Consider the following 12,859-nt stretch of genomic DNA (forward strand, 5'->3'; position numbering starts at 1 on the left):
ACTTGGAGGGCCGGAGCAAGAGCCCTGGAAACGCATTGGGGTCTTCTTATGCTCGACAAGCCAGCTCCGGCCGGCCGCAGCCTCTACTACGGGGGTGAATGGCGCCATCCGATATCGGGGCGCTACGCCGCAACGTCCAATCCGGGCCTCGACGAGCCGATCGCCGAGGTTGCGGAGGCTGGCGCCAGCGACGTCGATGCCGCGGTCAAGTCCGCACGGCAGGCCTTTCTCTCGTGGCGCGGCGTCGCCCCGCTCGAAAGGGCCCGTCTGCTGAAGGAAGTCGCGGCCGTCGTCCGTGCCAATGCGCGCGAACTCGCGGCCCTCGACGCAGCCAATTGCGGCAATCCGGTTCGGGAAATGATGGGCGATGCCACGATCGCCGCCGCGCAGCTCGACTATTTCGCCGGGCTCGTGACGGAGATGAAGGGCGAGACCATCCCGATGGGGCCGGACGTCATCAACATGACGCTCCGTCAGCCCCTGGGTGTCGTCGCGCGCATCCTCGCCTTCAATCATCCCTTCATGTTCTGCGCCGGCAAGATCGCCGCCCCGCTGGCAGCGGGTAACACGGTCATCGTCAAGCCGCCCGAGCAGGCGCCGCTTTCCTCGCTGCGCCTGGCCGAACTGGTACAGGATATCCTCCCGAGGGGCGTATTCAGCGTTCTGCCCGGCGGGCGCGAGGCCGGCGCGGCCCTTGCCTCCCACCCGGGGGTGGACAAGATCGCGATCATCGGCAGCGTCGGCGCCGGTCGTGCCGTGATGAAGGCTGCCAGCGACACCATCAAGCCGGTTCTGCTGGAACTCGGCGGCAAGAACGCATTGATCGCGTTCCCCGACGCCGACCCCGCGACCGTGGCTTCGGCCGTGATCGGCGGAATGAACTTCACCTGGTGCGGCCAGTCCTGTGGATCGACGAGCCGCGCGTTCATCCACCGGGACATCTACGAGGATGTGCTGTCCAGGCTGCCGTCGCTGGCCGGGCACTATGTCCCGGGCCTCCCCACGGACGACCGGACTACCATGGGCGCCATCATCAGCCGGCAGCAGCACGCGCGCGTCCTGGAATACATCGCCTCGGCGAAGGAACAGGGAGCACGGCTCATAACCGGCGGTGCTGCGCCCACTGATCCGGCACTGACGAAGGGATTTTACGTCGAGCCCACCATCTTCGCCGATGTCACGCCGACGATGCGCATCGCTCGCGAGGAGATTTTCGGGCCGGTCCTTGCAGTCCTGCCCTGGGATGACGAGACGACGATGCTCGGCCAGGTCAACGAGGTCGAGTATGGCCTGACGTGCTCCATCTGGACAAACGACCTGCGCAAGGCCCATCGCACGGCGCTTGCCGTCGAGGCCGGGTTTGTCTGGGTGAACGAGGTCTCCAAGCATTTTCTCGGTGCGCCCTTCGGCGGCTGGAAGCAGTCCGGGCTGGGCCGCGAGGAATGCCTGGGCGAGCTCCTCGCGTTCACCCAGGAGAAGAACGTCCATGTGAGCCTCCGCGGCGGCTGACCGGCGCCGTGGCATCCAATCACATGCGAGACCCTGCGTTGCGGCCCTCGGACGGCCCGATTGCCGACCAGACAAGCAAAGGATACACGATGAGCACTCCGATCGACGGCATCGACACGCCTGTCGCATCGCAGGACAACGGCATTTGGGGCAGCGACGCCATTGCCTCGATGCTGCGGCTGCTGGACATTCCTTATCTCGCGCTCAATCCCGGCTCGAGCTTCCGCGGGCTGCATGACAGCCTCGTCAACCACCTGGGTAACCAGGACCCCCAGATGCTGCTCTGCCTGCATGAGGAGCATGCCGTCGCTCTGGCTCACGGCTACGCCAAGGTCACCGAGCGGCCGATGGGCGTGGTGCTGCACAGCAATGTCGGGCTCATGCACGGCACGATGGCGATCTACAACGCCTGGTGCGACCGCGTGCCGATGCTGATCCTCGGCGCGACGGGTCCCGTCGATGCTGCCGAGCGCCGCCCCTGGATCGACTGGCTGCACACCTCCAAGGACCAGGCCGCCATGATCCGCCCCTATATCAAGTGGGACGATCAGCCGGTCTCCGTCCCAGCTGCGCTGGAGGCTCTGGTGCGGGCGAACAACATCACCCGCGCCGCACCGGCGGCGCCGACCTATGTCTGCCTCGATGTCTCCATGCAGGAGCGCCGCCTGGAGCAGATGCCCGAGTTGCCCGATCCCAAACGCTTCGCCCTGCCCTCCCCCGGTATCCCGGCGGCCCAGGACATCAAAGCCGCCGCGACGCTTCTGAGGAACGCCGAGCGGCCGATGCTTCTGATCGGCAGGGTTTCGCGCAGCACCCGCGACTGGGCGCGTCGCGTGGCCCTCGCGGAAGCGCTGAACGCGTCGGTGCTCACGGACATCAAGGTGGGCGCAGCCTTCCCGACCAATCACAGGCTGCATTGCGCCAAGCCTGGGCACTTCCTCGACGAGACCGGCGCGAAGCGGATCGCGGACGCCGACGTCATCCTGGCGCTCGACTGGGTCGATCTCGCCGGCACCCTGAAACAGGGCGGCTGTTCGGCCGCGACCAAGATCATCAATATCCAGCTCGACCATCAGCTTCACAACGGCTGGAGCATGGACCACCAGGCGCTGCCGCCCGCCGACCTGCATTTCAGCAGCGATCCGAACGCGGCGCTCCATCTGCTCGCTGACGAACTCGGCGTCGGTCCTGGTTCCGAGCCGGCCGACCTGACGGCATTGCCGGCATTCGACCTGCCCGGCGAATCACGCGAGCTCGACATCGTCTCGCTCGCGGCGGCGATGGGCACAGTGCTGCGCGATGAAGTCGTGTCGCTTGTCCGGCTGCCTCTCGGCTGGGCCGGTGAAAGCTGGCACTTCCGCCATCCGCTCGACTATCTCGGCACCGATGGCGGCGCCGGCATCGGGTCGGGGCCCGGCATGCTGGCCGGCGCAGCGCTCGCGCTTGCCGGCTCAGACAGATTGCCCGTAGCCGTTCTGGGCGACGGCGATACGATGATGGGCGTTTCCGCGTTCTGGACAGCCGCACACTACAAGCTGCCTTTCCTGGCCATCGTCGCCAATAATCGCTCATTCTACAATGACGAGATCCATCAGGAACGCGTCGCGCGCACGCGCGATCGGCCGGTGGAGAACAAGTGGATCGGGCAGCGTATCGGAGATCCCGACATCGACATCGCCGCCATGGCCAGCGCTCAGGGACTTGTCGGGATCGGGCCAGTCTCGACCACAGACGCGTTGATCGATGCGATCCGGAAAGGGGTCGAGGCTGCTCGCAACGGCGCGTCGGTCGTTATCGATGCACGGGTGAAGCCGGGCTACAACCCGGCCATGGCAGCAGGGATGACGCGCGAAGGCACCGGAAAAGTCGGCGACTAATTCGCCGACACAGAAGCAGAGCCCGCTTTCCGATATGGCTGGCGCGGGCGGGACGCTGGAGCATTCGACTTGCTCCAGCGCAGGGTGGCCCGTGAAACCCGGCCCCATGCGCCTGCTCTAACGCATGGCGCCTCAGTCGATGTCTCTGCCCCCGGAAGGCGCGTCCGCCAGATTTCGCTGCACCTGCGCCAGGCAACTGATCAGGCGAGCCCTTTCTTCGCCGCTCATCCCGGTTGTCGCGCGCTCGATGACTTCGTTGGCGCAGGGTATCAGTTTCGACTGCAGCGAGCGGCCACGTTCGGTCAGCCTGACGCAGAGCTTCCGCCGGTCGTGCGGATCCCGCTCACGGGTCACGAGACCGGACCTCTCCATTGTCGCCAGCGCGGACAGCGTCGTCGGCTCCATGGTTCCGATTCGCTGGGAAAGTTCTCGCTGGGTCAGGCCGTCCTCCAGCCAGAGAGCCCGCAAGAAATACCACATGCCTAGCGTGACACCATGCGGCTCGATCTGCGATTGCAGATTGCGCTGCACGGCTCTGTTGGCCATCCGGAGCTGATAGCCGACGCTTCCCTCGAGCGGGAGATCGTAGCGCTGCTCGGCGGGCGGCACAGGGGCCTTTGAGTTTGTTTCGGGCATTTCACTCCGTTCTTTCGATCGGACCTTAACGCCCATTGGACGTTGGAGCACGGCATTTTGTTGCCGTTTCGACCGCTACGCAAATGTTTGGAAGACAAAGCGATATAGTATTGGACCACGGTGAGGGGCCACCCTAGCGTCGCCTACAAGCGGGCAACCTTCGAGAACGACCTCGCTGGAGGAGATGAATGCCTGCCATCAATCCATTCAAGACCGCATGGGCCGAACGCCCCGACACGCACTGGCGTGACAGGATGCAGGGGCGCAACTCATGAGCGGCAACGATCTGGAGGACGAAAGGCACATGCGGGGGGCTAACGCCAAACTGCGTCTTGCGAGCGAGACCATCGACGAGATCGATGTCGTCATCAAGGACGTTTCGATGCGCTTCGACACGCGCGAAGGAACTGTGACTGCTGTCGATGGCATGTCGTTCGAGATCAAGCGCGGCGAATTCGTTTCGATCATCGGCCCGTCGGGCTGCGGCAAGTCAACGGTATTCAACATCATGGGCGGCCTTGTAGGCGGCTATGAAGGCACCGTGACCGTCGGCGGCGAGAGCGTCTCGGGCCCGCATCCGTCCATCGGCATGGTATTCCAAGAAGAATCGACCTTTCCCTGGCGGACGGTCATCGACAACGTTGCCTTTCCGCTCGAAGTGAAGGGTGTGGGCAAGGAAGAACGCCACGCGACGGCCCGCAAATTCATCGAGATGGTCGGCCTTTCTGGCTTCGAGCAGCGCTACCCGTCGGAACTGTCGGGCGGCATGCGCCAGCGCGTCGCGCTGGCCCGGACGCTGGTGTTCGAGCCCAAGATCCTGCTGATGGACGAGCCTTTCGCTGCACTCGACGAACAGACCCGTGTGCTGCTGGGCGACAAAGTCCTCAAGATCCAACAGGATCTTCGGCAAACGACGCTGCTCATCACCCACAACATCACCGAAGCCGTGCAGCTCTCGGACAGGGTGCTGATCATGACGTTCCGTCCCGGCAAGGTGAAGCGGATCGTCGACATCCGCCTGCCGCGCCCACGCAGCAGCGATGTCGTCGGCAGCGATGCGTTCGGCCGGTATGTGGCAGAGATCTGGAACGATCTGCGAGAAGAGGCATCGCGCGGAATGGCCGATGCCGAGGAAGCAGCCCGCGCGAGAAAAGGCTGACGATGCGGATCCTCGCTTTTCCTCCGATCATATTCGGGCTGGCCACCGTTGGGCTTGTGCTGTGCGGTGTCGAGCTGTTGCTCTACACCGGGCTGCTCAACCAGTTCGTGATCCCGTTTCCCTCCGCCGTGATAGGCAGCTTCGGCCGCCTGTTTAGCGAGGAGCAACTGGCTCATCGGCTGTTTGTGACCGGATCCGAGGCAGTCGCGGCAAGTCTGCTCGTCATTATCGTGGGTGTCGGCTTCGGAATCTTTCTGCACGAGAGACGCATTCTCAAACTTGCAGTGGAACCCTGGATCGCAGCTGCCGCCGCAGCGCCGATTGTGCTCGCCTATCCCCTCTTCCTGGTCATCTTTGGACGAAGCTCCGCGACAATCATCGCGATGGGATTCGTCGCGGGACTCGCGCCCGTGGTGCTCAAGACCATCGAGGGCTTCCAGGGCGTGAAGAAGACGTTCTTAAACGTTGGGCGCACCTACAATCTGAATCCGTCGCAGCTGTTCTGGAAGATCCAGTTTCCGGCGTCGATACCGACGATCTTCACCGGAATACGTTTGGGCCTGATCTTCACCTTGATCAATCTCATCGGCGTAGAGTTCCTGATCAACTTCGGTGGTCTTGGTCAGCTCATCAACGACTTGGCCGAACGCTATGATCTGCCCGGCGTCTTCGCAACGATCATCTTCGTCATACTCGTGAGCGTCGTCATTTTCTCGGCCCTGGAATGGCTCGAGCGCTGGATGCGACCCGCACGCTGAATCAGGCTCGGCTGCCGCAGCCGCGCCGGCACAGGGCCGACGCCTTCCTGAGTGCGCCCGTCTGCGCCATACTCCGGCGCAACGGCGAACATCGACAGGAGGAAGCGATCAATCTCAGGCAGCTGCGCTACTTCGTGCGGATCGCGGAAGTCGGCAACATCACCCGGGCTGCCGAACAGCTCAACGTCGCACAGCCAGCGCTCGGTCTGCAGATCCGTCAGCTCGAGCAGGAGCTCAAGACGGAACTCCTGGTGCGCCACTCGCGCGGCGTCGAACTCACCGAGGCCGGCAGGCTTCTGCTCGATCGGGCCCGCCGTATCCTGCAGGATGTGGAGGAGCTCAAGCGCGAAATCATCGGCAATGTCAGTCCCGAACAAGAGATGATGATCTTGGGCCTCACGCCCAGCATCATGCTGCAGATGGACCCCGACATGCTGCTCAATGCCAAACGGACGATGCCCACCGTATCGTTGAGCCTCGTCGAAGCGTTGAGTCGGGCACTGACGACATCCCTCGAACAGGGCGAGCTCAGCTATGCGCTGGCTTACGGCGTGGACGAAGCCCGCCCCGGAGTCAGCCGACGCCCGCTGCTGGTGGAGGAGCTGATCTTTGCTCGTCCGGCGACGGGAGAGCCTCTGCCCCCTACCCTAACTCTGGCGGACGCGCTCTCTCATGACCTCGTGCAGGCCGGCGAGCGCGACATGGTTCAGCGGTTGCTGAGAGACGCCGCAGCCCGCTATTCGCTCGATCTCAGGATCGTCTACGAGGCGGAATCGATTCCGGCGATGCGCAGCCTGGTGGTGCGCGGAGCGGCTGCCAGCATGATGCCCTACGGCACCGCCAGTGAGGAGATAAGGGCCGGGAAGCTGGTGATGCAGCGTGTGTCCGATATCCCGTTGACCCGAACCCTCTATCTGCTGAGGCCATCTAACGCGGCCTCTTTCAGAAGCCAGGATCTGATCGATCACTTCATCGATGGGATCGTGCGGCGCCTGCTCGACTCCCTGGGCCCCCTGGCGCGGCGCGTGGGTATCTAGAGCGCGCGGACTTCATTTCGAAACACGCCGTCATTCCGGGGCGGTCCATAGGATCGAGCCCGGAACCCAGAACCGACGCGGGCCGCCGAACAGCACGCGAATGCCGCGGCTGGTCGACGCAGATGGCCTTGGTTCTGAATTCCGAGCCCATTCCCGGCATGCGCCGGAAGGACGCTGCGGCCCCATCGAAACCACGCATATTCTGGCAACGGCGGCCCGTACCAGCCCCTCAGCGCATCGTCGCGTCGACCCAGTTCTTCACCTGGTCGAACAGGTTGCGCACGCTGTTCGCATAGGCGTCAGGGTCGGCCGAGCAGTTCCGGCACGGGGTGAAGCCGTGGCTGGCGCCCTCGATGAAAAGGAGTTCCTTTTTGGCGGCGACGCTGTTCTCGTATTCCTCTTCGGAGTCGCGAATGAACAGATAGCCCCCCATGCCGACCACGAGCGTCGGTGCGGCAATCGAGCGAACCGCACAAATGGTGGAATTGTTGCTGGAGCAATGGTCGATACCATCGAGAGAGTTGCTAGAGCGCACGGCCTGAGTGCTCAGGAACGAGCGAAGCGACAGGATTTTTGTGCCGCGATCGAAGCTGTTGGTCGTCTCCTTCGTGTCGAGTTCTGGCGGACTGACGGAGGTGACGATCTGTTCGACGATGCTGCCGTCGTTGCGCACCAGTTTCTGCGGCGCGCGCGTGCGCCGAAGCGAGATCGCCGTATCGAGGCTGTGCAGTTGCGATGCGCCGCCGGGACCCGCGCCGGGATTACCGCCATGCGGGATGGCGAACAGGTCATTGTCCGGATAGGTCCCCTTGCCCTCCCGGATGGCTTTCACGCGCCCTTGTGCGGTCGCGATCAGCGCGTTCATGCGCGCCGACTGCGCAGCAAAATAGCGGGTCTGGAATTCCGGCGAATAGGTTGACGACGCTGTCGCGCTATAGCCGTTACTCGTCAGATACGGGTCGAGCGCGGCATCGAATTTGCCGGCCGTCTCGTCGAGCACCGACCCGTTCAGGCTGCGCAGCAGAATGACCGGCACGCCCGGATGAGCATCGGCGAGAATCAGGCCGTCGGCTTTCGGCATTCCGGCGAGATCGTCGCGGCAGGGCACCAGCTTCTGCGGATCCTTGCAGAAGCCGAGTCCGTTCTCAGCCACCGCCTGATAGAAGCTTGTGGTCGGGCCACCGCCGCTATGGCCGAACAGCACGACTTTCTCGATACCCTGCTGCTTGCGCAGGAATTCGACGCCGGCCTTCACGTCCAGCGCGATCCGGTCCCAGTCGACCGCGAACTCGTTGTTTGTGAAGCGCGTGCTCATGCACAGGGCCGCGATACCACGCTTCGGCAGTTCATTGCAGGCGATATGCGTGGTGTAGTTGGCGGTGCGATGGATGACGAGGGCCGCGACCTTGGCGCGCGCGGCGGGCTCCGCATAGACGGCGGTCGCTGGACCCAGGGCGAAGTAGGTGCGCTTCCCCTGGCCTGCCTCCTGGCCTCTCGCCGCCGAGGGGGCGGCGAGAACCGCGCCTGCCAGCAGCGCGAGGGTGATGGCCCGGAATGATCTGGTCATGGATATTCCTCCCTGATCTCCGCTGCGGCGCCTTCCCCTGGTGGACGGTACCGCCCCCCTCGCGCACGCAGCGGCAGAGAGACGCGGTGCCGTTGCAAAAGGATCCGCGCCGCGCGGACATGCATTGTTGTGCGATGCTAAAACGTCGAGAGTCGCCCAGCCGAGATCACGGCATCATCGATCGCATCCCAGCGTTGGGTCGGGCACGATGACCGCGCCTTTCAGCAGCGACATCAAGTATATTTTGGTTCCTTCTCGTATAAGAAAATCGTCTTGAAGGTCGTAGCGCCATCCGGAATCTTCGACGGGCCGCTGCGGCGAACAGAACCTTACGGAGAGGCTGATCGCCTGCACGGTGCGCGTGACGCTGGCGCGACGAGGACGGGCGCCAAACCGTCGAGGTCTCACTGGCATCTCGCAGAAGTCTTTGTCCGAGCCGCGCCCCGGGCGCATCCTGCCTGAAAGCTGGGCCGATGATGCCCGCCTCGGGAGGAAGAATTGTCGAAGCTGCGACTTTCCATCGCGATCGGAGATTACGACCGCAATAGACCATTGCTTGACGGCGAAGTTCAGATCGACGGTGTCGACCCCGTGTTCATGAAGCTTTTCCCGGAGGAGATCTTCTTCCGCGCATTCCGGCATGCCGAATTCGACGTCTGCGAGGCATCCTTGTCGAGCTTCGCGGTGAAGGTCGATCACGGGACCAACCCGTATGTGGGCGTGCCTGCGTTCGTGTCGCGCGCGTTCCGGCATTCCGAGATATTCATCCGGACCGACCGCGGGATCGAGAAGCCGGAGGACCTGAAGGGGAAGCGTATCGGGTGCCCCGAGTACCAGCTCACGGCATGCGTCTGGATCCGCTCCATGCTCGAGGACGATTATGGCGTGCGGCCCACCGACGTGACATGGGTCCGCGGTGGTATCGAACAGCCCGGGCGCGCGGAGAAGATCGCGGTTTCACTCCCCTCTGACATCCGGGTCGAGCAGGCTCCCGCGGACCGATCCCTAAACCAAATGCTGGCCGACGGTGAGATTGACGGCTTTATCGGCCCGAGGGCGCCCTCCGCCTTCGAGGCGGGCCACCTGAAGATCGCACGACTCTTTGCCACGCCTACGGCGGCGGCCTCCGACTACTACCGCCGCACGAACATCTTCCCGATCATGCATGTGATCGGTGCGCGACGCACGATCGTCGAAGACCAGCCATGGCTGCCGGCCGCTCTCCTGAAGGCGTTCGAGCAGTCGAAGCGGATCGCTCTCTCGCGGCTCACCGATACATCGGCCACGAAGGTTACGCTGCCATTCGTCGAGGAGCAGTTGCAATCGGCGAAGAAGCTGATGGGCAACGATTTCTGGTCCTATGGTGTCGAGGCGAACCGGCACGTGCTGGACGCGTTCCTTCAGGCGCATCACACGCATGGCTTGTCGTCGCGGCGCCTTGGCGTCGAGGATCTGTTTCCCGCTCCCACGTTGGAGGCCTTCAAGATCTAACGTGCACGGCAAACGCAGCATCCAAGAAATCTGCGATGACCATCAAAAAATGAGGGAGGAAAGATATGACCTTGACGAAGCGAACGGTTCTGGCGGGCGCATTTGCCGGTCTTCTGTCACTCGCGGCAGGTCCGGCAAGCGCACAGGATCAGCTTAAGCTCGCGGTCGGCCAGCGCGGCAACTGGGATACCTCGGTCGCCGAAATCGGCACACGGCTTGGCATCTTCAAGAAGCACAAGCTCGACCTTCAGATGCTGTACACGCAAGGCGGCGGCGAGACGCAGCAGGCCGTGCTGTCGAACAGCGTCGACATCGGCGTGGCCGGCGGCATCATGGGCGCGCTCTCGGCGTTCTCCAAGGGCGCGCCGATCCGTATCATCGGAGCCGAGACGACTGGCGGACAAGATCTGTACTGGTACGTGAAGTCCGATTCACCGGTTAAAACCCTGAAGGATTTCGACGGGCGCACAGTCGCCTATTCGACAAACGGGTCCTCGACGCATGGCGTCGTCAACGCCTTCGTCAAGGAAAACGGACTGAAGGCGAAATTGACCGCCACCGGGGGGCCGGCTCCGACGCTCACGCAGGTCATGTCGGGCCAGATCGACGTCGGCTGGGCGGCGCCGCCCTTCGGCCTCGAACAGCTCAGCAAGGGCGAAATCCGCGTCATCGCGACCGGAAACAACACCCAGGCATTCCGGGACCAGACCGTCCGTCTGCTGATCACGAACACGTCGGTGCTTCAGTCCAAGAAGGAGCAGCTCGAGCGCTTCATGCTCGCCTACCGGGAAACCGTGGACGCAATGTATGCGAGCGACGAGGCCCTCAAGGTCTATGCTGATTTCGTCGGCGTGCCTCTCGAGATCGCCAAGCGTACCCGCGATGAATTCTTTCCGAAGAAGGCGCTCGATCCCGATCGCATTGTCGGGCTGGACACCATCGTGCCGGACGCCGTGACGCTGAAGTACACCGCGCAGCCGCTCACCAAGGAACAGCTCGGCGAACTGATCCAGATTCCGCCGCGCCGCTGAGACCCCAAGTGACGAGAGTCCGAGCCATGAACCAGGCCGCCGGATCCATGCCGTCTCGTACGACGCCGTGGAAACGCCCTTCGGAAGGGCAAGCAGTCATGCTGACGCGCATCGCCATTGTGCTGGCGATCGTGATCGGATGGGAGAGCCTGGCCCGCTCGGGCCTGCTGTATCGGGACGTGGTGCCGCCGCTGCCGCTTATCGGCCGAGAGTTGGCGATGCTGCTGATCGATCGCGGCTTTTACCACAACCTCGCGGTGACCTTCGGCGAGGTTGCACTGGCCGTCGCCATCGGCGGCGGCGCGGGAGTTCTTGTCGGCATTGTGCTGGGACGCGACCGCTTCCTCAGCTCAGCATACGAGCCGCTCCTGCATTATCTGGGTCCGACGCCGAAGATCATCTTCTTCCCGATCATGATCATGTGGTTCGGCGTCGGCCCCGGTTCCAAGGTCGCGATGGGTGCCCTGTCTTGCTTCTTCCCGGTGGCCGTCAGCGTCGCCGCGTCCATGCGCGAGATCGATCGGGTCCTGATCCGTGTGGGGATGACCTTCAGACTCACCTCGGCCCAGATGCTGACCAAGATCTATATTCCGGCGATGCGACTGCCGGTGATCAACGGCATCCGCATTGGCCTCGGCGTCGCCATCGTGGGCACGTTGCTGGCAGAGACCAAGCTCGCAAACCAGGGGCTTGGCTACGCCGTCATCCAGACTTACACGACCTTCAACATGCCCCGCATGTACGCATTGCTGCTGATCGTTTTTCTGTTGGCAGTCGGTGTCAACTCCGTGCTCGGCCGCTACACCGAAGTGCGTATGGCGAAGAAGCGCAGCGATGGCTGAACTCGACAGGGGCAAGCCGGCCGCATCCGCGGCAAGTCCCATCCCGCTGGCCTACGTCATCGCCGCGCTGCCTCCGCTCTTCTGGGCGGGTAATTTCCTGATTGCGCGGATGATGCGCGACGACATTCCACCGATCCAGATGTCGTTCTGGCGCTGGGTGCTCGCGTTGGCGATCATGCTGCCTTTCGCATGGTCCTCGCTGCGGCTCGATCGTTCGCGGCTGCGGGAGGAATGGCCGTTCCTGGCCCTGCTCGGCGCAATCGGTGTCACAGCGTTCAACTGCTTCATCTACACGGCGCTGCATCACACGACGGTCATCAATGCTGCCCTTGTGAATTCGCTTCTGCCTGTCGTGACGATCATTCTGGCCTGGGTTCTTCTGGGCGAGCGGATCTTTCCGCTGCGGGCGCTCGGCATCACCGTCTCGCTTGTTGGTGCGGTGCTCGTGATCGCGCGCGGTGACCTTCTCGCTCTGGGCGATCTCGAAGTGGGTCGGGGCGATATCCTGGTCGTCCTCGGCATGAGCTTCTGGGCGCTCTACATGGTTCTCGTCCGACGCCGGCCGCTCGGCCTGAAACCGCTCTCATTGCTCGGAGCGACGACCGTCTTCGGCATTGTCTTCCACTTACCCTTCGTCCTGGTCGAGACAACCGCGAGCGGTATCTTTGTGCCGACGCTGCACAGCCTGCCGGCTCTGATCTATTTTGCGATTTTCCCGTCGATACTGGCCTATGTCTTCTGGAACCGCTCGATCGCGACGCTCGGCCCGGCAACGACCGGCATGTTCATGCACCTCATGCCGATCTTCAGCGCCATTCTTGCAGCTGCGTTACTCGGAGAGCGTCTCGCCTGGTACCATCCGGTCGCCTTCATCGTGATCGTGGGAGGCATATTGCTCGCAACGAGGCGCCCCTCCGCAATACCTCAGCTAAATCACCAGAAGCGATAAAAG

At 63.2% G+C, this 12,859-nt stretch carries 11 protein-coding genes; 9 read left to right on the forward strand and 2 right to left on the reverse strand.

The window, feature by feature from the left end; translation table 11 throughout:
• The first annotated feature begins 48 nt into the window (after nt 1-48).
• Nucleotides 49-1,509 (forward strand): aldehyde dehydrogenase family protein, encoded by a 1,461-nt coding sequence (locus tag IED13_RS17380; RefSeq protein WP_191124896.1) that lies wholly within the window; start codon nt 49-51, stop codon nt 1,507-1,509.
• A gap of 89 nt (nt 1,510-1,598) precedes the next feature.
• Complete coding sequence (locus IED13_RS17385; RefSeq protein WP_191124897.1) at nt 1,599-3,386, forward strand: thiamine pyrophosphate-binding protein; 1,788 nt, start codon at nt 1,599-1,601, stop codon at nt 3,384-3,386.
• Nucleotides 3,387-3,518: 132 nt separating this feature from the next.
• On the opposite strand, the gene IED13_RS17390 is transcribed toward IED13_RS17385, so the two are convergent.
• A complete protein-coding gene (locus IED13_RS17390; RefSeq protein WP_191124898.1) occupies nt 3,519-4,022 on the reverse strand; it encodes a MarR family winged helix-turn-helix transcriptional regulator in 504 nt (167 codons plus the stop codon).
• Nucleotides 4,023-4,293: 271 nt separating this feature from the next.
• On the opposite strand from IED13_RS17390, the gene IED13_RS17395 reads away from it, so the two are divergent.
• From IED13_RS17395 to IED13_RS17405, 3 genes are read left to right on the forward strand one after another with little or no spacing between them, the layout of a single operon-like run.
• Nucleotides 4,294-5,181 (forward strand): ABC transporter ATP-binding protein, encoded by an 888-nt coding sequence (locus tag IED13_RS17395; protein ID WP_248312645.1) that lies wholly within the window; start codon nt 4,294-4,296, stop codon nt 5,179-5,181.
• A gap of 2 nt (nt 5,182-5,183) precedes the next feature.
• Nucleotides 5,184-5,939, forward strand: a complete 756-nt coding sequence (locus IED13_RS17400; RefSeq protein WP_191124899.1) for an ABC transporter permease — start codon at nt 5,184-5,186, stop codon at nt 5,937-5,939.
• Entirely contained in the window at nt 5,906-6,976 is a 1,071-nt protein-coding gene (locus IED13_RS17405; RefSeq protein ID WP_191124900.1) for a LysR family transcriptional regulator, read from the forward strand. The genes IED13_RS17400 and IED13_RS17405 overlap by 34 nt, the downstream gene beginning before the upstream one ends.
• Before the next feature lie 229 nt (nt 6,977-7,205).
• Here the strand turns inward: IED13_RS17405 and IED13_RS17410 are convergent, their stop codons facing one another.
• Nucleotides 7,206-8,543, reverse strand: coding sequence for an alpha/beta fold hydrolase (locus IED13_RS17410; RefSeq protein WP_191124901.1), 1,338 nt, complete (start codon nt 8,541-8,543; stop codon nt 7,206-7,208).
• 498 nt (nt 8,544-9,041) lie between these two features.
• Here IED13_RS17410 and IED13_RS17415 point away from each other — a divergent pair, with 498 nt between their 5' ends.
• The 4 genes from IED13_RS17415 (at nt 9,042) to IED13_RS17430 (ending at nt 12,856) form a co-directional block, all read left to right on the forward strand.
• A complete protein-coding gene (locus tag IED13_RS17415) occupies nt 9,042-10,034 on the forward strand; it encodes an ABC transporter substrate-binding protein (protein ID WP_191124902.1) in 993 nt (330 codons plus the stop codon).
• 65 nt (nt 10,035-10,099) lie between these two features.
• Entirely contained in the window at nt 10,100-11,065 is a 966-nt protein-coding gene (locus tag IED13_RS17420; protein WP_191124903.1) for an ABC transporter substrate-binding protein, read from the forward strand.
• Between the two features lie 26 nt (nt 11,066-11,091).
• Nucleotides 11,092-11,907 carry an ABC transporter permease gene (locus IED13_RS17425; RefSeq protein WP_248312646.1) on the forward strand — a complete coding sequence of 272 codons (816 nt, stop codon included), beginning with the start codon at nt 11,092-11,094 and terminating at the stop codon, nt 11,905-11,907.
• Nucleotides 11,900-12,856, forward strand: a complete 957-nt coding sequence (locus IED13_RS17430; RefSeq protein ID WP_191124904.1) for a DMT family transporter — start codon at nt 11,900-11,902, stop codon at nt 12,854-12,856. The genes IED13_RS17425 and IED13_RS17430 overlap by 8 nt, the downstream gene beginning before the upstream one ends.
• The last annotated feature ends 3 nt before the right edge of the window (nt 12,857-12,859 follow it).

It is taken from the genome of Allobosea spartocytisi (assembly GCF_014764685.1).
In the GTDB taxonomy this organism is placed as follows: domain Bacteria; phylum Pseudomonadota; class Alphaproteobacteria; order Rhizobiales; family Beijerinckiaceae; genus Allobosea; species Allobosea spartocytisi.